Below are 22,386 nucleotides of genomic sequence, written 5' to 3' on the forward strand. Positions count from 1 at the left end.
GATAGCCTCCTACAACAAAGCCTTAGACATCAAACCAGATTATCACGAAGCCTGGAACAATCGGGGCAATGCACTGCGTAATTTAGGAAGATTGGAAGAAGCGATAGCCTCCTACAACAAAGCCTTAGACATCAAACCAGATTCTCACGTTGCCTGGTTCAATCGGGGCAATGCACTGCGTAATTTAGGAAGATTGGAAGAAGCGATAGCCTCCTACAACAAAGCCTTAGACATCAAACCAGATTATCACGAATCCTGGTTCAATCGGGGCATTGCACTGCGTAATTTAGGAAGATTTGAAGAAGCGATAGCCTCCTACAACAAAGCCTTAGACATCAGACCAGATTATCACGAAGCCTGGAACAATCGGGGGGGCTATGCACTGCTTAATTTAGGAAGATGGGAAGAAGCGATTGCCTCTTACGACAAAGCCTTAGACATCAAACCAGATTATCACGAAGCCTGGTTCAATCGGGGCATTGCACTGCGTAATTTAGGCAGATGGGAAGAAGCGATTGCCTCTTACGACAAAGCCTTAGACATCAAACCAGATTATCACGAAGCCTGGTTCAATCGGGGCATTGCCCTGCGTAATTTAGGCAGATGGGAAGAAGCGGTTGCCTCTTACGACAAAGCCTTAGAATTCAAACCAGATTATCACGCAGCCTGGTACAATCGGGGCATTGCCCTGCGTAATTTAGGCAGATGGGAAGAAGCGATTGCCTCTTACGACAAAGCCTTAGACATCAAACCAGATGATGACGCAGCCTGGAACAATCGGGGCAATGCACTGGGTAATTTAGGAAGATGGGAAGAAGCCCTCTCTTCCTACGACAAAGCCTTAGAAATCAAACCAGATGATGACGCAGCATTTTATAATAAAGCTTGCTGCTATGCGTTACACAGTCAAATGGACAAAGCAATTCAGAATTTGCAGCAAGCCATCAATCTGAATCCTGACGAATACCGAGAAATGGCAAAAAGTGACTCGGATTTTGACAGCATTCGATCGCATACTAGGTTTCAAGCCTTGATTCAAGAATAGGGATTTGCCCTTGGGCGAGGCGGGTTTATGAGATTGTCAGTTTTAGACAATTATTATGGGTAAAATCCGCCGCTACAGCATCACAAACACTCTTATTATTTATTAGTCTGCAAAGGCGGACTTCGCTTGACAAGACGTGGTTTCAACCCCCGATCGCTCAAAAGGGTTACGTGAAAATTATATCTTGGGCGAGGTTTGTCACACCTCAGTAAGATCGCCCTTTCCTCTTTTCTACGCAGTCCTATAAAAAATTAGTATTAATCTATACTTACAAATGCCCGGTCTAAAATTATAATGAAAAAAATTGAAAAAGTCCCAATACTCATGTAAAATTGCCATAAATAACCAAATAGGATCGATCAAAAGCACTCAAAGGCGAAAAAGATCGCATATAAAAAAGAAAAGAATCAATTAGACAGAAAATAATGAGGTGAAACCCCTTGCAAAAATTAGCCAGCATAGAAAAGCCGATCGACTCAGGGGAAAAATCCATAGCAGTCAACACCCAAAAGGCTCAAACATTGTACGATCGCGGCAACGCCCTAGAAGCAATGGGACGATTCCAAGCTGCGATCGAATCTTGGGAACAAGCGATCAAACTTGAACCAACATTTTATGAAGCCTGGTACAACCAAGGCGTCGCCCTCAAAAAATTGGGCCAGCTAGAAGAAGCGCTCGCAGCCTACAACCAATCCCTGAAAATCCAACCAAACAATCCCGAAGCGTGGTATAATCGGGCCAACGTTTTGCGGAAGCTCAACAGACTCTCAGAAGCGATCGCATCCTACGAAAAGGCGATCGCACTCAACCCCAGCTACCCCGAAGCTTGGACGAACCGAGGCAACACCCTCGTCAACTTAGAAAAATTTTCAGAAGCGATCGACTCCTACGACAAAGCCATAGCCATCAAACCAGACTACTGCGAAGCTTGGTACAACAAAGCATTTGCCCTGAGAAAATCCGACCAAAATACAGCGGCGATCGCCTCTTACGACAAAGCGATCGAACTCAAACCAGACTTGCATCAAGCCTGGTACAACCGCGGCTTAGCCCTAGCCGATGAAAAACTCTACCCGGAAGCCGTCGCCTCCTACGATAAAACCCTGCAACTGCGGCCGAATTCCGCCGAAGCCTGGAGCAAACGCGGCACGGCGATCGCACAAATGGGAGAATTTGAAGAAGCGATCGCATCCTGGGACAAAGCCCTCGCACTCAAGCCAAACGACAGCGAAACCTTTTACAACCGCGGCTTAGCCTTCGCCAACTTACAACGCTTTGAAGAAGCAATTGCCTCTTGGGACAAAACCGTAGAGTTGCAGCCAGACAACATCGAAGCCTGGTACAACCGCGCCATAGCCCTCAAAAAAATTCAACGATTTACCGAAGCCATCGCCTCCTACGATAAAATCATCGCACTCAACCCCGACGATCCAAACCTGTACTATCAAAAAGCTTGCATTTACGCCCTAGAAAAACAAGCAGGCGAGCTCACAAACAGCCAGGAAATAGTAGCCACCAGCATCCGGCTGGCGATCGAAAACTTATCCAAGGCGATCGAACTCAATCCCACCAAATACCGGAAATTGTGCAAAAATGACTCGAAATTGCGTACAATACAGGAAGAAGTGCGGTTTTTAGCTTGATTTCAGGGTAGCAATGATTGATGGAGACGGATGCCGCACTGCAACCTTTGTAGGCAAAACAGCACCATAAACCCCAATCATGCAAACCCTAGACAAAACTCAAGCCAAATTCGCTCAACTGGCAGCCCACCTCAGAGAAGTTAACGACATCGAATCAGCCTCGTCGCTGCTGCATTGGGATCAATCCACTTATATGCCTGCCAAAGGTGCCAGTGCCAGAGGCCGCCAGTTGGCTACTCTCAAACAAATATCCCACGAAAAATTTACAGATCCAAAAATAGGTGAACTCCTAGAAGACTTGCGTTTCTACGAACAAACCCTCCCCTACGACTCAACCGCAGCCAGCCTGATCCGCATAGCCCGCAGAGACTACGATCGCGCCTCCAGAGTCCCCGCAACCTTCATGTCCGCACTCTGCCGCCACCAAGCCGACTGCTACGAAGTTTGGGCCGCGGCTAGAGCAGCCAACAACTTCGCAGCGGTCGAGCCGTATCTCGAAAAAACCCTAGAATTAAGCAGGCAATACGCCGAGTTTTTCCCCGGATACGAACACATCGCCGATCCTTTGATCGATCGTAGCGACTACGGCATGAAAGTATCCCTGCTGCGCCCGCTTTTCGCCAAACTGCGTGAAGAATTAGTGCCGATAGTCGAAGCCATCACCTCCCAACCTCCCGCCGACGACTCCTGCTTGCACCAAGACTTCCCCGAATCCCAGCAACTAGAATTCACTCGCAAAGTTGTAGAACGCATGGGGTTCGACTTCCAACGGGGACGGCAAGACACCACCCTGCACCCGTTCATGACCAACTTCTCCATAGACGACGTGCGAATTACCACCCGCGTCTATGAAGACCACTTGGATCAAGCACTGTTCAGCAGCATCCACGAAGCCGGACACGCCCTCTACGAACTCGGAAATTCCCCGGAATTTGAGGGCACGCTGCTTGCAGGCGGCATTTCCTCCGGCCTGCACGAAAGTCAGTCGCGACTTTGGGAAAATATGGTGGGGCGCAGCCGCGGTTTTTGGGAATGTTTCTACCCCCAACTCCAAGGCGTATTTTTGCGACAGTTGGGACACGTATCCACTGACGCATTTTACCGGGCAATTAACAAAGTCTCGCGATCGCTCATCCGCACCGACGCCGACGAAGTAACCTACAACCTCCACGTCGCCATCCGCTTTGACCTAGAATTGGCAATGGTAGAGGGAAAACTAGCAGTGCGAGACCTCCCCGAAGCCTGGAACGAACGCTATAAAACTGACCTCGGCGTTGTCCCCTCCACCGACAGCGAAGGCGCCATGCAAGATGTTCACTGGTATGTTGGTACGATCGGCGGAATGTTCCAAGGTTACACCCTCGGCAACTTGATGAGCGCTCAATTCTACGAAACAGCAGTAAAAATCAATCCTGAAATTCCTGTAGAAATAGAACGAGGCAATTTTACTGTACTCCACGACTGGCTCAAACAAAACATCTACCAGCACGGCCGTAAATACACCGCTGTCGAATTGATCGATCGCGTTACAGGTTCACCTTTAACTATCGATCCATTTATCCGCTATATTCGCCACAAATACGGGGAGTTTTATGTCATTTGAGGGATAGCAAGTTCAGATTGCAGACTTTAAAATTACAAAAAAAGTAGCCACTTAAAAAAAAAGGCGATACGGTTTGAGTATCGCCTAATTTTACAGCGAAAATTAAAAGTCTTAAATAAGGGAGTATGTATGTCTGAACTCTTTCAGGCTGTGATCGCCAGCGACGAAAAAACCGAGTTGCGTCAGTTTGTCAGCGATTTACGCGCTTTGGGAAAGAAATATTTACTGCGAAACGACATAGTTAACGCTTTTGCCGCCTACTGCACCAAATACGCAAAGCCCGAACAGTTCCATCAATCTTCTCTTTTAAGCAAACTGATTTACTACGTTCAGGAAATTATTCTTGAAGATGGCAGCCTTTGCGTCCTGCTGCGGCCAAAAATTGCTAGTATGGAAATAGTGCGAGTTGCAGACGACTTGACTGTTGAGCAGATGACAGTGCAAGAATTGCTGGACGTGCGCGATCGCTTCGTCAACCACTTTCACCCCCAAGAAGGCGACATTCTCGAACTAGATTTCGGCCCGTTTTACGATTACTCCCCCACAATTCGCGACCCCAAAAACATCGGCAAAGGAGTACAATTCCTCAACCGATATCTCTCCAGCAAACTGTTTCAAGACGCCAGACAGTGGCAGGAAACTCTATTTAATTTCTTGCGCCTTCACCGCTACAACGGCTTACAATTACTAATTAACGATCGCATAAAATCCCAACAACAACTTTCAGAACAAGTCAAAAAAGCCCTCACCTTTGTGAGCGATCTTTCTGAAGAAGAAGGCTACGAGAGATTTCGATTGGTGCTGCAATTGATGGGTTTCGAGGCAGGTTGGGGAAATACCGCAGCCCGCGTACATGAAACCCTAGGAATTCTTGACGAATTAATTGATTCGCCCGATCCCCAAACCCTAGAAGCATTTATTTCTCGCATCCCGATGATTTTCAAAATCGTCCTAGTTTCTCCTCACGGCTGGTTCGGCCAAGAAGGAGTTTTGGGGCGGCCGGATACGGGAGGGCAGGTAGTTTATGTCCTCGATCAAGCCAAGAGTTTAGAGAAACAACTGCAAGAAGATATTCATCTTGCCGGTCTCGATAGTTTAGGAGTCAAACCTAAAGTAATTATTCTCACCCGGTTAATTCCTAACAGCGACGGTACGCGCTGCAACGAACGTTTGGAAAAAGTTCACGGTACAGAAAATGCTTGGATTTTGCGGGTTCCCTTCCGGGAGTTCAATCCCAAACTGACTCAAAATTGGATTTCTAGATTCGAGATTTGGCCTTATTTAGAAACTTATGCGATCGATTCAGAAAAAGAACTTCTGGCTGAGTTTCAGGGCAAGCCAGATTTAATTGTCGGCAACTATTCCGACGGGAACTTGGTAGCGTTTTTGCTGTCTCGCAAACTCAAAGTTACTCAGTGCAATATTGCCCATGCGCTGGAAAAATCTAAATATTTGTTCAGCAATCTCTACTGGCAAGAATCAGAGGACAAATACCATTTTTCGTTGCAATTTACTGCTGATATAATTGCCATGAATGCAGCTAATTGTATTGTCAGCAGCACCTATCAAGAGATTGTGGGCCAACCCGATAGTGTCGGTCAGTACGAATCTTACCATTGTTTTACCATGCCGGATTTGTACCACGTTGTGAACGGGATTGAACTGTTCAGCCCTAAATTCAACGTCGTGCCGCCGGGAGTTAATGAAAGTGTCTACTTTCCCTACACGCGGATCGAAGACCGGGTGCAAGGCGATCGCGATCGGCTCAACGAACTGCTGTTTACTCTAGAAGATCCGGAACAAGTCTTTGGAAAACTCGACGACCCGCACAAGCGCCCTTTATTTTCGATGGCCCGGCTCGATCGCATTAAAAACCTGACAGGCTTAGCAGAATTGTTTGGAAAAAGCCCGGAATTGCAAGAAAAATGCAACTTAATTCTAGTAGCTGGCAAGCTGCGGGTCGAAGAAACCGAAGACTACGAAGAAGCAGAAGAAATTAAAAAGCTCTACGCAATTATCGACCAATACAACCTTCACGGTAAAATTCGCTGGTTGGGAGTGAGGCTTTCCAAAAGCCTGTCCGGCGAAATCTACCGGGTAATCGCCGACGCCCAAGGTATATTTGTTCAGCCAGCATTATTTGAAGCTTTCGGCTTGACAATTCTCGAAGCAATGATTACCGGTATTCCCACTTTCGGGACGCAGTTTGGTGGGCCGCTGGAAATTATTCAAGATGGCGTAAATGGGTTTTATATCAACCCGACCAACCACGAGGATACTGCCCAAATAATTCTAGATTTTTTATCGAAGTGCGAACACAATCCCAACTATTGGTATGAAATTTCAACGCGAGGAATTGACCGAGTTTACAGCACGTATACCTGGAAAATTCACACTACCAAGCTGCTGACTCTGGCGCGGACTTACGGTTTCTGGAACTACTCGTCCAAGGAAGAACGCGAAGATATGCTCCGCTACATAGAATCGCTGTTTTATCTGATTTACAAGCCGAAAGCGAAGGCTTTATTGGCAGAACACGCGAACCGATAAGTGACGATTTTTGCTTTTTATATCAAATCCGTTAGCATCGGAATAGTAAATTCGAGTTGACTGTTGACGGTTCACTGTTGACTGTTCACGGCGTCAACAGTCAACAGTCAACCGTCAACCGTCAACATCATTCCGGTGTAACCGGAAATGATATTACGGGCTGGTTCAAGGGAAAAACTAGGTCTTTCATGGCTCAACTTTTGACACAACCCGCCCGTAAAGATTTGTGAATGATAGCAGGTTTTGTACAAGAGGACTGAGGCTAAGAAAGGCGGTTTCTAGGAAAAATATTGGCTTTAGTAACAAAACATCTCGGAATCAACCGGGTTTATGAGGAATAGTGCCAACCCGCCCTACTTCTACCTCGTAACTTCCAACTCGTAATATCAAATCCGTTAGCATCGGAATAGTAAATTCGAGTTCACTGTTGACGGTTGACTGTTGACAGTGAACAGTCAACAGTCAACAGTCAACCGTCAACATCATTCCGGTGTAACCGGAAATGATATAACTCCTGAGTGCGGCTGTCCCCATTGCCGAACTTCTAGAAGCAGCAGCAGATATAGCAACCGCGCCCGACGCTTAGGACGTTATTAATGGCCCAAACCAATCCGGTCTATTACCCCTTCCCTCGGACTTCTTGTTACCCGATCGCCAAGTGAAATGGCCTTGTTCCTTCTTCCTTTTGCTATATGTTTCAGAAAGCAGTCCGGGTAATACAATTAGATTTAGAAACATGAAATCAGCGAAACCTTGTCAAACCTCACTAACAGGATGAAATTTATGCGTGTGACTACTGTTACGATTTTCAGCTTGATGGCTCTGCTCGTTCCCGCCTTGACCAAAAAGGCCACTGCTGCTTTCGACTCCGAACCCTTGGTGCAGGAACAGTACCGCAGAGACTTTACCGCTCCCGCCGATCCGGGTGCGTCAGCATCGCCGGAGGGAAATTCCCAAGGAGATATGTTTCACAAGCCTTTTTACGCGGGCGAGCAGCCAGTGAGAAAGGAAAAAACTATCTCGGCGGGAGCTGACGGGCCAGAAGTTGCAGCCATACAGCAACGGTTGCAGGTGCACAGTTTCAAGGTGGGGACGATCGACGGTACCTATGGCTCTCGCACTACATCGGCGGTTCGTTCCTTTCAGCAGTCTAAGGGTTTGAACGCAGATGGCATTGTGGACAAAGAAACTTGGACAGCTTTAGCAGCAGATCCGGCCTCTGCTCCTGAAGCTGTGCAGAGCAATCCTCCTATTCTGAGCAATGCTGCAGTTCCCGGCAATCCTCCAACTCTTTTAAATAAAGGCGCTGTCGGTTCCAAGGTGAAGACGCTACAGGTGCGTTTGGAAATACAGGGTTACGATCCGGGCCCGATCGACGGCATTTTTGGCGCTCGCACTACTACGGCTGTCAAGAACTTTCAGAAATTTAAGGGTTTGACGGCTAGCGGCATGGTGGACGAAACAACCTGGAAAGCGCTGGGCCAAAAGTAAGTGACAAGTGAAAAATACGGAAAATTGCTGTGGCGATAACTCATGATTGAACCCGGTGTCCCAAAATGACCGGGTTTCTCGATGTTGGGCGATCGAGCAATTGGGTCATCAGCCTGGGAATTTATCCGTGGGTCGCTTTTTTCAATCTAAAATCTAAAATCCAAAATCTAAAATCGATTGATCGAGCAATTGGGTCATCAGGCTGGGAATTTATCCGTGGGTCGCTTCCTTCAATCTAAAATCTAAAATCTAAAATCGATTGACCGATCGCTGTGTTGTGTGCTATAGTATTTAAATGTCAAAATGCGGATATGGCGGAATTGGCAGACGCGCCAGATTTAGGTTCTGGTTCCGAGAGGAGTGAAGGTTCAAGTCCTTTTATCCGCATAGCAAATTGTATTCCCAAAGCAAAAACTGTACAGTAACACATAATTTGTTACTGTACAGGTGGCCATGACGCTACAACGGCTGAGGGAGAAGGAACGGGGGTTTACGAACTCGGTTTCGCTGGGGCGGTTTATGCTGTCGTGGGATTCATTCATAGCGATCGCTCCAAGTGGTAGAGTTTGATAGGGAGAGTGCGATATGCCTCCGGCACGCTTCGCGATCGCATCTTTAAAATCTGGTCAGCCTGTGATTCCCGTGTGGTTAGATAAAATTCATCAGCGGGTTGCTAGCAGGTTGGTTGGGTAGCGCGGCATTTTTGCATTCAATCAGCCTTGTCGTTATTTGAGCTGAGGTGATTCCTTGGCGGTTGCTGGAAAACTAAAAGAAGTCGATAGTTCCAGTTGAATCTCAATAGCTTCCAAGTGGGGATCTGTTCAATTCATCTTTATAAATACGCCAATTAGGAAGGAATCGATTCATTAACAGGGTGAATCGCTCGTTATGATGCCGCTCTAAAAGATGCGTCATTTCATGGACGACGACATATTCTAGACAGTGAAGCTCTTTCTTTGCGAGTTCAAGGTTCAACCAGATGCGTTTCGCCTCAATGTTACAAGTGCCCCATTTGGTTTTCATCTGCTTTACTCCCCAATCATTCACCTGAACATTGATAATTTCTGACCACTTTTCGATTAATAGCGGAATGTCTTTTTTTAACTGCTGTCGATACCAATTCATTATTACTTTTTGGCGTTGGGTTGCGTCGCTTCCTTCCTTGACGTAGAGGTCGATATAGGTGTTGTTTCTGACTTTTACTTTGGGGCTACCTTTGTGATAAATAACATTGAGTAAATAGCGTTGGCCTTGAAAATAATGCGTTTCACCCGATATAAATTCTATTTTTGATTGGCGTTCTTGTGCTTTAAAATTGGCTTGATGTTTTTTGATCCAAGCTAGTTTGGAGATGGCAAATAAACGAACAGCTTCATCATTTACTTTTAAAGGGACAGCCATCCGCACCCGACCATCGGGAGGATATACCCCTAGATGGATGTTTTTAATATTTTTTCTGTCAATATCAATCACTAGATCGCTGATGGTTATCTGAGGCATCTTAATAATCGCTTTGATTCTTCACAATATCAAAAATTATATCCACTTTTTCCGCAGAGTCAAGGTGTTTTTTGATGGCATTTCTAACTTCACGTTCCTTGATTTTATTGCCGCGCCAAGCATCTTTTTTAGTTTGGCGAATTGCACGATCGATCGCCAATGCCAGCACCTCATTTTGCTCTAGGTTATCGTATAACGCTCGTTTGGCGGGAGTGTCTAGAGATGGAGGGTACTGGGTTGAGGTTGCAGGTTGGGTAATTTGTCGGCTGAGAGTTACAATTTTATTTAGGTAGTTTTCATAGTCTTGAGCAGTGTTTTGGCGGTCTTGAATCAGTTCGTCTAAGAGTTCCGACATTGTGCTGAAATATTTGGGGTTGGTGGGGTGTTGTTCGATGATGACTTTGCGTAGGTTGTTCTCAATGGTTTCGGCAATGGCTTCTGGATTTTGTTTAATGCCTTTGGGTAAAGTTTCTATGGCATCCTTACCGCGATCGACAATTAACTGAATTAGCGTCATATTATCGAAAGTAGAAAGCACTTCGCTTTCTTCTGCACCAATGTAGCTATCGATTAGGTGACGCATGGCGGGTTCATACGCTTTCAAGTCGATCGCATCTCCACTAGCAAGTTTTATCTCGGTGCGAATTTGTTCATAATATTTAACTTCCTGCCTGATGGTTTCAATTTCAGCCGAGGAATAGCCAGCTTCTAGCATATCATTCGCTAAATTAGCATAAGCTCGAATTAGAGACGCGGTGAGTTTGTAGAGAAGAATTCGCTTTTGTTCCTGTAGTTTGGTGAAGTCTGAATCTTCTATATTAGAATTACAAAAATAACGGATATAGGCAAGGGTATCTTTTGGCGGTTCTACAGGTTCACAGAGGGCTTTAATGCTTTCTCTGGCAGTTTGTAGCCGTTCTTTTCCTTTTTCTAGGCGATCGCTCAATAAACCCTCCACATCTTTTGGATCGTAATCTTCAAAGGCTTCGGCGGTGTAGTCTCGAACGGATTTCTCTAAGCGTTTAAACAAATCTTTGTAATCTATAATATAACCATATTCTTTATCATCCCCATCGAGTCGGTTGACGCGACAAATGGCTTGGAATAATCCATGATCTCGCATGGTTTGGTCAATATAAAGATAGGTAGCAGGAGGTGCATCAAAACCCGTCAAAAGTTTATTAACGACAATTAATAGTTTCATTTGGGCGGGATCGTCCACAAATTTCTTTTTAACTTCCTCCTCAAAAACTTCGGAATTTTTACCATTTAACATTTTTTGGTAAATCTCATACTGATGTAGCTTTTCGGTGGATTCATCGGGGTCGGTGGTTTCGCCTTTAATGCTTTGGAGAGAACCATCATAAGAAGTGATTATCGCGCATTTTTTGAAGCCGCACTTCTGGAATAATTCATAATATTTACAAGCTTGGTAAATGCTACCTGCTACGAGTAAGGCATTGCCTCGACCACTTTGTAAACGGTCTTTTGTTTCAAAATCTAATAAAATATCGCTGACAATTTTCTCTAGTCGGGAGGCGGAACTTAAGACTTTTTGTAAGGTTCCCCAGCGTTGTTTGAGTTGGCTTTTGGCTTGTTCGGTTAAGCCTCTGGTTTTGGCTTCAAACCATCGATCAATTTTAGTTTTGGAGGTGATAAACTGCTCGACATTACGGGCTTCATAGCGTAAATCGAGAACGACTTGATCGGCTACGGCTTCATCAAATTTATAGGTATGAATATAATCGCCAAAAACTTCAATACTATTCTGTTTATCCTTGGCGAGTAACGGCGTACCTGTGAACCCAATAAAGACAGAATTGGGCAGAATTTCCTTCATTGCTTTGTGCAGTTTACCCGACTGGGTGCGGTGGCATTCATCTACAAATACATAGATATCGCCTTTGGGGGTGAAGTCTTTGGAAAGGCTGCGCTTGAGGTCTGCGATATAGTTTTCGTAGTCTGTATCATTGAGTTTATTGTTCTCTTTTTTGCCGAATTTATGAATTAAAGAACAAAGCAGCCACGGAGTTGTATTATTGAGTTGTTGGATTAAGTCAGCGCCGTTTTTGGTGCGAGAGATTTCTTCATTAACTCCTTTAAAAACATTCTCAATTTGCTTGTCTAATTCATCGCGGTCGGTGATAATTAAAATACGGGCATCGGTGAGATTTTCCCGAATCCATTTTGTTAGCCACACCATTGTTAGACTTTTGCCGCTGCCTTGGGTGTGCCAGATAATCCCGCCTTGCCGTTGTTGCAGGAGGGTTTGGGCGGCTTTGACTCCGAAATATTGGTTATGACGGCAAACTTTTTTGATGCCGCAATCGAATACAATAAAGTTATGAATTAATTCCAGAAATCGGTGTTTTTCGCACAGGCGCAGCAGGTTACTATCAAGGGCGTTATTCGCAGTTTCGCATTCTAAACTAGATAAATATTTGTTGTCTTTAGAATCGGTTTGATAGTCATAGTCTGGGTTTTCTTCTTTCCAAGTTAGATAATATTTTTCGGGGGTTTCGATGGTGCCGTAGTGCAAGCCTTGGGTGTCATTTCCTGCCATTACAAATTGCAGGGTGGCAAAGAAAGGTTTGATAAATCTTGAGGTTTGGTTATCGAGGTTTTGGCGGATGCCTTCGGAAACGGAAATGGTGCTGCGTTTGAGTTCCAAGACTCCCAAGGCGATACCGTTAATATATAGCACTACATCGGGGCGTTTGCTATTTTCGCCTTTGACTGTCACTTCTTCAGCAATAGCAAAGTCGTTTTCTAAAGGGTTTTCCCAATTAATTAACCAAACGGTTTGGGTATTTTCGCCGACTTCTTCCTTGATTTGGACGCCATAGCGTAGGAGGCTATAGACGGCTTTGTTAATATCATAGAGGCTTTTATTTTGGTCGTCTGCGGTTTTTTTGAGTTCGGACAAAGCTTTATTAATTAAGCTGTCGCTGTAGTTTTGTTTGTCGCGCAGAAAGGCGGTGAGAATGTCGGTTTCTATGTTGCTATTATTGGCGCGGTATTGCCAGTTACCGAGATAGTGATAGTTTAACTGCTGTTGGAACAGTTGCACCACACGATTTTGGGTTTTGCGTTCCGGTTGTCCGATTTGGATCATATCAGTCGAGTCCTCCCAGTTAGAAGTTCTTGCATCATTCCCTGTTTGATGGCTTTGTATTTATTGCGTTTTTGCTCTAAGGCTTCGATTTCGGTGTCCATGTCGCTGAGGACTTGGGCGATCGCTTTTTGTTCTTCAATTGTAGGTGGAAGTTTTAATGGGCAACTTAAGACATCCTCCTTTCTTAAATTTGTTTGCTTTACTCCATCATCAAAAGCTAGATAGTAGGGATTTCTATCTATTAGGTAAAACAGAAAAAGTGAATCAACTGTTATTGCTTTTAATGAACAAATTCGTTGATTAAGTGTATATTTATCTCCCTTGTCAATGTAAAAGCACTTTGCAATTGCTCTACCATTAGGTACATCGCTCATCACCATAACAATTTGACCCGTATAAACAGGACAAAAACAACAGTTAGAATATTTCTTAACTTCGGCTTGAGTTGATATAAATTTTGAGTTTATTACTATAAATTTTCCAGTTTGTGAAATACTGTTTTCGTGAGCTTTACCATTAGAAAAATCTACAACATCTCCTAATTTCTTAACCTCCCACTCGCCGCTAAAACCGGCCAGGCGTCTTTTGCCTGTGAGGAGTTGCTGCGTTATGCCTTGCTTGATGTTGCGCTTTTTGGTGATGAGGCGATCGATCTCTGCGATCGCGGCATCGGCCTCACTTAGAGCTTGTGCGATCGTTTTTTGTTCAGGTAGAGGGGGATAAGGAACACAAAACTTATCTACATCAGAGAGATTCAGGGAAGGTTGAACACCAGATTTGGTGTAATTAAATATCTCTTTCTGACCAAGGCTAGAGCGTAAAATATTCTGGTAAAAATCGGGGTCAGCAATTTTTTTATTAAATGCAAGTCGAGCGGTTTGCTGAGTTATGTTTGAACCATTAAAGGCAGATGGTACTTTAGCAAGATTGCCAACACTACCTACTATCGTCAATAAGATGTCGCCAGTAACTACCTTAGACCTCTTATAGGATTTGTCAATTTCAGTCGAAACCCGATAGAGTTCATTTATATCAACCCATCCCCGCGAATAATCCTGTGCCCTAATCATAGGAACACCATCAGGTATATTGCGACCTGGTACAACAATGCCATAAGTAATTTTGCGATCTGGATCAATTAACTCTTGCAGTTGGGTGACTTCCCAATCATCAGGAATTAACCCAACTTCAGTCTGTTTATATCCCTGGGGTGTCTCCATCACCAGACCATCCCCATTTTCTTCAAATGAACCTCTACCCGACTCGTCAACTCATCCACCCGACTCGTCAACTCTGGCAAAGGCATCTCATACCGTTCTGCTAACTCCTTAATCCGTTGCGTTAACCGTTGCGAAATCCGATCCATCTCCGAGTTAATCGCCTGCTGCAATGTCCGCATCCATTTATCATCAACCACCAAGCTTTTAATCTCATCCGGCGTTAAACCTCCGTATTTTGTTAACACATATTTATCTAAAAACTGAGCATTTACTTTAATTTGTTTACTAATTTCCGCCTCTTCCTCAATCAATTTTAAATAAAGTTTTAACACCTTCAACTCATCCGCAAAAGTTGCATCATTTTTAATTTTCTTAATCCGATCATTAACATTTGCCTTCGTAATTTTGCCACTATCATTAGTCACTTCCTCCAGCAAACCCTCCTCGCCGCCGTGTTCTTCCTGTAGTTCCTCCTGCTGGCGAACAATATCATCTTTTTTCGTTTCCAGTTGTTCAATCTCCGCCTGTTCAGCTTGAAAATAGCGGTTAATCATCAACTCTTTAGGAATCAATTCACAAATATAATCAGTGACTTTACCATTTTTATTGAACACTTCTTTTAGTTCTGCCTTCCAGCCATCTTCTACCAGAATATAAACATCATCCTTCATCGTTTCCACCCAATAAGTCATGAGGTGCTGATAAACATCATATTTATCAATCAAACTTTTACCAGTAAAAGCTTGCAGCAAATCTTCCGAAAGATTGTAAATAATCTCCTTGGGATGCTGTCCCGGTTGAATCGCTTTTAATAAAGGCGTATGTTTAGCTTGCCATCTTTCAAAAGCCGCTTCTATTTCCTGACCATAACCAATAAATTCAGGATAATCAAAAATGCAAGCTTTCACCTCATCAATTGAGATTTTTAAGGTTAAATATCCCGGTCTATCTGCAATCTCAAAAAGCTTTTGTTTCAGCGTCGGATACACCTGCCAATACTCACCCAACGCTTCAACATCTCGCTTGGCAATTCCCCCCAAAAGATGCCCCTCAATATCCTGAATATCTTCCTCCTCCTGACTATCAATATAGCGGGGAATATTCAAATTATAATCATTTTTCGCGTCGGCAATTTCCGCCAAAGGCACCAAGCGGGAATATTTCGGAACTTCTAACTGCCGATTAAACACATCAACAACTTTGTGAAGATCCTGATCTCGCAAGCGGTTTTTATTGCCATCCTTGACAAATCCCTTGCTGGCATCAATCATAAAAATGCCTTGAGGATTCTCAGCATTTTCCCGATCCAACACAATAATACAGGCAGGAATTCCCGTGCCATAAAACAAGTTAGGCGGTAAGCCAATAATCCCTTTAATCACACCCTTACAAATCAAATTCTTGCGGATTTCCGCCTCAGCATTGCCCCGAAATAGAACCCCGTGAGGCAGAATAATCGCCCCTTTTCCGTTACTTTTGAGCGATTTTAACAGATGCAGCAAAAAACCATAATCGCCATTTTTCGCCGGAGGAATCCCCTCAGCAAAACGGTTAAATTCATCTTGAACTGGGTTAAACCCATTACTCCAAGCTTTTGAAGAAAAAGGTGGATTCGCAACGGCAAAATCAAAGCGTTTTAGTTTCCCATCTGCTTCTTTAAACAATGGATAAGCTAATGTATTCCCCTGTTCAATCTCAGCCGTCGGATGCCCATGCAAAATCATATTCATCTTCGCCAAGGCGCGAGTTGCGTTATCCATTTCCTGCCCATAAATGGTTAACCCGCGTTCCGCTTCATCCGCCGCCTTCAGCAACAAAGAACCACTGCCACAAGTCGGGTCATAAATCGTTTGATCCTGACTTTGGGCCGTATTCACCCCAATTACTTTAGAAATAATTCGAGACACTTCCGCCGGAGTATAAAACTGCCCTTTGCTTTTCCCCGACTGCGTGGCAAAATTCCGCATCAAATACTCGTAAGCATCCCCTAACAAATCGTCCCCATCTGCCCGATTTTTACTAAAATTCAGGTTCGGGTTATTAAAAATCGCCACCAAGTTAGAGAGGCGATCCTGCATTTCCTTCCCTTTGCCCAACTTGTCCGCATCATTAAAATCAGCAACATCAATAATGCCCTTCAAGTCATTCGCTGCCGCAAGGTTGGCAATAATTTTATTAATTTTGTCGCCAATTTCTTTATCCCCTGTCAGCGCCACAATGTCCTGAAAGCTTCCCCCCTCTGGGACTTCAATCAGCGCATCCTCTACCCCAGCATAGCGGTCAGAAACATATTTAATAAATAATAACGCCAATACATAGTCCTTGTATTGCGAGGCATCCATCCCGCCCCGCAACTCATCACAGCCTTTCCATAACGAACTGTAAAGTTCACTTTTCTTAAGTGCCATTTTGTGCTGCCTTGTAAAGCGCGTCCTAGATTCCCTCTGCTAGGCAGTTTTAGAACGCAATTAATGATTGTACCTCGAAACGTAAGGGAGCCTCTCACTTTGGCAGCCAAGTTAGAAATTGGAGTTTGGAGCCAAGAACCCGGAGGCAGGAGCCAGAAGAAGTGTTTGTACAAAGATGAGATGCTCCCCGACAAATAATGTGGCAATCGACAGTGGGAATTCGGGCATGACTTGAACTATCTGTGTTCATTAGACCTCTTGCAAAAGTCAAAAACTCACCCCCCTCAGTCCCCCCTTGCTAAGGGGGGAAGCAAGAAAAATTAGGCTCCCTCCCCTTACTAAGGGGAGGGTTGGGGAGGGGTCTCAGCATTTTTGCAAGAGGTCTATTGGATGCCCGATCGCCTAAAACCAGCGCTTTTTGAGTTTCTTCAAGTGCGATCGCCTCAAATTTTCCACCAACAGCCGCAACTGGTTCAAATTTCCCGCTTCGCCGCCATACTTCCAGCGCACGTAAGCTTGCGAAACTTCATCAATCACCTCAGCTTCATCAGTTGCATGATTGCCGCGCATTGCCTCAGCATACTCCAAAGGCGTTTGAGCTTTCTGCTTGGCAAAACCCCTACTCGCCAAATCCTTCAACATTTCCTGATAAACCCCCTCCACGGGCGGCAACTTCGCCAGCCAGCGGCGGTGCAGCCACTTGCGCCACACTTGCCAAATTAACCAGCCAATAAAGCCAAAGGCGATCGCAGCAATCAAACCAGTAAATAACCCCACCCAACCCTTAGCAAACTGTCCCAGAAACCAGCCCACAATCAAACTGATCCAGCCAATTACAAAACCTATAACTGAATCCAGCCCGCTTCTGAGAGGAGTCGGTAGCCAACCCGCGATCCACTGCCAAAACGATTGCAGCGCACTAAAAGTCTGGTTGTCTTCCACCGAAGCCGGAATCAGCGGATAACCGGGAATCGGATTAAAAGCAAACCAGCCATTATTAGGAAAATATACCTCCGTCATCAAAAAAGCATCGGTATTTTTCACAACATAGTAACCAGTAAACGGGTTAAATTCCCCCGTATCGAAACCGCCCACCAACCGCGCCGGAATCCCGACCGACCTCAGCATAATTGTCAGTACCGTCGAAAAGTGGTCGGGATATCCACCTGTAACTTTTTTGCCGTCCTGGGTGTTTTTGTAGCCAAACAGAAAAGCCTGGACTAAATCTTCACCTTCTTCTAAGTAAGGCAAAGCTTTTTCTATTTTGTAATTCGGATTTTGCTTTAAATATTGAGCCAAATACAAAGCTTTTTCGTAGGGAGAATCGATCGGTCTGTCCGACTGGGATACTCTAGTTCGTGCAGCCAAGATTTCTTCAGTTTTTTCTCGCACCTTCTGGGCAATTTTCGGCGGCACATCCAAATAGAAGTTGCGAATATTTTTCGGGTAATTAGTACCAGTTTTCCCCAACAAAGAGCGATCGCGAAAAGGTACATTAGAAATAACTGTATAAGTCACACCCTCTCCCAATTCCGCAGGCGCTCGCAAACCCCCCTCCGCATCAATCGCCGCCTCTGGACTCGGAAAATAAAGTTCCCTCGGCTTGTTTAAAGCCGGAATCAAATTCGGCATTGGAGCAACAATAGTATAACTTTGAATCACCTCTTGAGTCCGAGGCGCATTGGGAAACGGATTCAGATAAAATTGATAAGACCAGCGAGGTCGAGTCAGCTTTTGAGCTTGTTCGTTGCGAGAAATTTCCCAACCCTGACCGGTGTATTTGTCGAATCCCAACACCCGCCAAAAACCCGCAGCCTGCGATCGCACCCGCATCACCACTTGAGGTTTCATTTCCCCCCGCAAATTTTGATTAATGCGCTGGTTGAAACCGTAATAAAAAGTAGAGTCCACCTCTCCTGGCCCTTTGTCTGGGTTTCTCCCCCTTCCTCCGCCAGTTCCTTTTTCATTTCCCCCTCTGACATACCCTGGATTCAGAATGCTGCGCGAGTCAAACTCTCCCTGATATTGAATAGGAGCACTCACCGGAAAAGTCCGCAACTGATAGCCAGGGAGGCGCGGCAAAAACGCAAAAATAGTCAGCCCCAACCCGACAGTTATCAACAGCAGCCAACCAAAATACTTTGGGGATAAAGTAGCAGCAAATAGCGACCAGTTATTTTTTTTCTCTTTACCTTCTACCGAATGCTTTCTATCTTCTACCTTTGAGAACCCCAAGCGCGATCGATAATCCAACACCAAAGTCGGAAGCGCTAAAGCCAAAAACAGCAACAGCAGCGGCCCAAAAGTCAAGGTTTGGCTGAGAGTCGCTGCTACCCCTAACAAAATTAGCCCGATTACCATCGAATAGCCCAAATCCTTGCGGCGGGGCAAATCGAAACTGTGCAGCACTTGAAGTTGGATTAACAGTTGCGCCAAAACTAACCGCGTATCATTCAATTCTCCCACCAAGCGGCTAAAAAAAGCGAACAGCGCCACCAGCATTCCAATAGCTATGCAGAACTTAGCAGCTACATTGCGATCGCGGCGGCGATACCAACTCCAAGTTGCTCCCACAATACTAACAGGCACAGCCCACAGGTTCTGGGCTTCTTCAGCAGCAACGTCAGTAGCTACAATTCCCACAATTACCAACAACTGAACTAGGATTCGCAGCAGTAAAGAATCCTCAATCACCGGCGGAGGCATGGCCTCAATCTGCTCCCACAGCTTACCCAAAACAGGTATATTTCGCAGGTTATCAGTTGTCATGTGCACCCATCCAAGTCAACTAGCAGTAGATTGTAGATTGGAGATTTTAGATTTTAGATTAACTCCACCGCTCAATCTGGCGGCTTGAACTAAGATCTAAAATTTTTGGCTTTCCACGACAGTAGTCGAGGAATTGCATTTGTTTTTGTGTGAGGTCAAACCAGCGAGTAAAAACCTAAATTATTTACTCTAATTAGACCTTTCTAGTTGCTATCTTGTCCGGTTAAAATTGGACGAATAGCAAACATCAAAGGTCTGGTCTCGAAGTTTTGGAATCGAACTTCTAGAGCATAAGTTTTGTTCGGTTGTGGGTCAAACAACTCCACACTTAAATGCCCGGAATTCGGACGATGTGCAGTTGCTTCAGCATCTCCTCCCTTGAGTTCCAAACTTCCTGCCCCTGGAAATTGGCACTCAACTCTTAAACACGGCATTGGCTGTTCTCTGTTGCGGTTCGACAGGTATTGAGCCTCCAGAGTCAGCGAACCCAAACCAGTCAGCCACTCCCGCGAAACCGGCGGCTGATTCACAGGACAATCCAAAGTTAGAGACTCAATGATTTCCCTGGCGGCCAACAGCGACAGCACCATTTGTTGATCGGTACTCGCTGCTTCGTAAGTCGGGAAATCTTCTAAATCTAGAAGTCCCCGCAAAGAACCTCGGAGCACTAAACCAGCTAATTCGTTGAGTTCATGAGAATGGCCCGGAAACAAGCCATCTACAGCGCGAACTAATTTCGCGCCTTCCCGCAGCGACGACATTACCAGTTCCTGACAAGGTTCTAGCAGTTGAGCAAAAACTCCTTGGGCGATCGGAATTGGCAGGCGGCCCCACCTGATATTTTGTAGTTGGGGAGTCCAGAGGTGCAGGGGGGGAACCCATTGCGGGGCTACATCGTCTGGGTAATCGTGGTCGTAGCTTTTGAATTCTGTTTCCCAGGGGAACAGCGGCGGGTTGGATTCAATTTCGGCTCTAAGCCTTTGTTTTAACAAGGTCTGAAAACGGTCTTGCACGGTCGGTATTTCTCCAATTGTCTGCGGTTGTGCGGGTGCATTCCTCTGCGCCCCCACTTGATAGTCCAGCGGGTCTGGTTCGTCCCATTCCCAGTATTCCACCCCGGAATTCTCTTCTGTGTCGCCCCACTCTTCTGAGCCAGGGGACTGATTGAGGTTTTCCTCATCTTCGTTAGAGGCATTCGCCATCGGCGCCTGCAATATCCAGTCTAAAAAATGGCGATCGAAAGCCTCTGCATCCCTGTTCGTTTCGTTATTCATCACTAGATGCCCCTTCTCCGGAATCTGAACGATTTCGCAATTCCCAGGCAAGTTCCAGCAATTTAAACCACCGTTTCTGTACCTGGGCTACCGTGCTGCCGAGGCTTTGCGCGATCGCTGACTCTGACAGACCTTGTTGTTTCAACTTTAGCAAACGCTGTCCCTCTGGACCAATTTGCTCGCCAAACGCCTGCCACTGAGAAGGCAGCAAACCCAAATTGCGGTCTAAGTCTGCTTCCAGCCACTGGTGAACCAGTTCCCAGCGGTGCGACATGGCGAACCTGAGCAAATGGTACTTGAAGCGCTGCTGCAAATAGTCTCTTTGGCGGGGAGTTATGCCCAGAAGCGACTCTATTTCATTAGTCGGCAAGTCTTGCAAGCGCAGCACGAAGTAATCGGCGCAGTCTTGTTGATTGCGCTCTTTCAAGTAAGCCACTAATTCGTCAACCACGTTTTGTCGCAGAGATTCTGACTCGTCCCCTAACGGACGAATTGCCGCCGAACCCTGACCGGCCATCGCTTCTCGCACCGAGTGCACCGAGGTGTCGTTCCAAGTTTGGTCGGAATCAGAAGCCCCTCCGTCGGCGGCTTGTTCCATATCTACGGAGGTTTCTTTGGGCTGCTGCTGGGAAAAGGTTTGGGCCCGTAAAATAATTAGTTGCTGGCTGCGGTTCCGAGGTAAAGGAATGCGCCGCTTGCCGAAGCGCTCTACAAAGGCCATGTACTCTGCTAGTTCTAAGCGAGAGCGGGGACTGTAGGTAGGTGGTAGTTGGGTTTCGCGCCGGAATGCCTTTAAAGCTTCGAGATAAAATCCTTGCAAAAAATCTTTGATCAGTTCTACTCGCGCCTGATAGCTAGACTGCACCTGCGGAGGGGTGATGTAGCGATAGACGATCGCGCTGAGGGTACTGTGCAATTCTACTCGTCCGGGTCCGGAGCCTAAATTGTAATAATGCAGGCATTGTTGCAAGCGGTGCTGAGCGAGGCTCTGGGCTGAACCTTCTATATCTCCGGAGGCTTGAATCCGCTGGCTTTCAGTGCATATCCTGTTGACTTCTGCTGCGAGTCGCCCTGCTACATCTTGGCAGTTTTGCTCAGACGCGCGAGTGGACTTTTTGAGTTCGTCTAACAGCAGTTGAAATATGGTTTCCACGCTCTGGCAGATTTCCCGCATGATGGTTTACAGCTAACAATGAAAGTAGCACAGTTAGTAAAAGTATGGATAAATCTTTCCTACCGCTACTTTACCCCGTATTCCCCAGATAGGACAAACTGCAATGCCCTCTATCTCCTCCTTCGCGCAAACACAGAGGACTGCTTTTTTTTTATCTGTCTTGGAGGCGCCATCCGCCAAAAACTAGGTTTAAACAGTTGTCACTGCAACGATGCTTCATCAGAGTGTCGGGTTTGACAAAGCCTTCATGCGGGCCGACAACGCTACACTGCTGTTGATACCTGCGACTTAGTGCTGTGGTGGTCACAGCAGCGCAAGTGTTCCTGAAGGTGAAGCGAACACACAGCTTCTCCCGGTGGTCTAGTAGATGGGACAAAGGGTTGCGTGGCTGTATTTGGTAGAGTCGATCGAGGTGACAGTGGCGAACGGTTTCTCAAATCAGTGATGGATAGCTTGGGATGGATGATTCAGGTGGTTTTACGATCGCAACATCCAAGACTTTGTTTTACTGAAAAAAAGAGCCTTGGTTGAACAAACTTTTGCTTGGCTCAATTTAGTATCGAGGGTTGAGCACGGATGCTCGGCGATTACGGG

At 45.7% G+C, this 22,386-nt stretch carries 12 protein-coding genes and 1 tRNA gene; 6 read left to right on the forward strand and 7 right to left on the reverse strand.

Going from position 1 to position 22,386, the window contains the following annotated elements; translation table 11 throughout:
• From QUB14_RS23515 to QUB14_RS23540, 6 genes are all read left to right on the forward strand, one after another.
• Positions 1–1,045: tetratricopeptide repeat protein (locus tag QUB14_RS23515; RefSeq protein WP_333219737.1), on the forward strand; the 1,045-nt coding region annotated here is incomplete at its 5' end.
• Between the two features lie 440 nt (positions 1,046–1,485).
• Entirely contained in the window at positions 1,486–2,688 is a 1,203-nt protein-coding gene (locus tag QUB14_RS23520) for a tetratricopeptide repeat protein (protein WP_333219738.1), read from the forward strand.
• Between the two features lie 79 nt (positions 2,689–2,767).
• Positions 2,768–4,291 (forward strand): carboxypeptidase M32, encoded by a 1,524-nt coding sequence (locus QUB14_RS23525; protein WP_333219740.1) that lies wholly within the window; start codon positions 2,768–2,770, stop codon positions 4,289–4,291.
• 129 nt (positions 4,292–4,420) lie between these two features.
• Positions 4,421–6,841, forward strand: a complete 2,421-nt coding sequence (locus tag QUB14_RS23530) for a sucrose synthase (RefSeq protein ID WP_333219742.1) — start codon at positions 4,421–4,423, stop codon at positions 6,839–6,841.
• Between the two features lie 783 nt (positions 6,842–7,624).
• Complete coding sequence (locus tag QUB14_RS23535; protein WP_333219746.1) at positions 7,625–8,332, forward strand: peptidoglycan-binding protein; 708 nt, start codon at positions 7,625–7,627, stop codon at positions 8,330–8,332.
• 305 nt (positions 8,333–8,637) lie between these two features.
• A tRNA-Leu gene (locus tag QUB14_RS23540) sits at positions 8,638–8,719 on the forward strand.
• A 408-nt stretch (positions 8,720–9,127) separates the two neighbouring features.
• On the opposite strand, the gene QUB14_RS23545 is transcribed toward QUB14_RS23540, so the two are convergent.
• The 7 genes from QUB14_RS23545 to hetZ form a co-directional block, all read right to left on the reverse strand.
• Positions 9,128–9,832 carry a SprT family zinc-dependent metalloprotease gene (locus QUB14_RS23545; protein WP_333219748.1) on the reverse strand — a complete coding sequence of 235 codons (705 nt, stop codon included), beginning with the start codon at positions 9,830–9,832 and terminating at the stop codon, positions 9,128–9,130.
• 1 nt (position 9,833) lies between these two features.
• A complete protein-coding gene (locus QUB14_RS23550; protein WP_333219750.1) occupies positions 9,834–12,947 on the reverse strand; it encodes a type I restriction endonuclease subunit R in 3,114 nt (1,037 codons plus the stop codon).
• Positions 12,944–14,167 carry a restriction endonuclease subunit S gene (locus tag QUB14_RS23555; RefSeq protein ID WP_333219774.1) on the reverse strand — a complete coding sequence of 408 codons (1,224 nt, stop codon included), beginning with the start codon at positions 14,165–14,167 and terminating at the stop codon, positions 12,944–12,946. The genes QUB14_RS23550 and QUB14_RS23555 overlap by 4 nt, the downstream gene beginning before the upstream one ends.
• Positions 14,167–16,575, reverse strand: a complete 2,409-nt coding sequence (locus QUB14_RS23560; RefSeq protein ID WP_333219752.1) for a class I SAM-dependent DNA methyltransferase — start codon at positions 16,573–16,575, stop codon at positions 14,167–14,169. The genes QUB14_RS23555 and QUB14_RS23560 overlap by 1 nt, the downstream gene beginning before the upstream one ends.
• A 402-nt stretch (positions 16,576–16,977) precedes the next feature.
• Entirely contained in the window at positions 16,978–19,344 is a 2,367-nt protein-coding gene (locus tag QUB14_RS23565; protein ID WP_333219754.1) for a transglutaminaseTgpA domain-containing protein, read from the reverse strand.
• A gap of 203 nt (positions 19,345–19,547) precedes the next feature.
• A complete protein-coding gene (locus QUB14_RS23570) occupies positions 19,548–20,618 on the reverse strand; it encodes a hypothetical protein (RefSeq protein WP_333219756.1) in 1,071 nt (356 codons plus the stop codon).
• Positions 20,611–21,792, reverse strand: a complete 1,182-nt coding sequence (gene hetZ / locus QUB14_RS23575) for a heterocyst differentiation protein HetZ (RefSeq protein ID WP_333219758.1) — start codon at positions 21,790–21,792, stop codon at positions 20,611–20,613. Before hetZ ends, QUB14_RS23570 begins: the two co-directional genes overlap by 8 nt.
• Positions 21,793–22,386 lie beyond the last annotated feature (594 nt).

This window comes from Microcoleus sp. B3-D2 (genome assembly GCF_036705345.1).
Taxonomy (GTDB): domain Bacteria; phylum Cyanobacteriota; class Cyanobacteriia; order Cyanobacteriales; family Microcoleaceae; genus Microcoleus.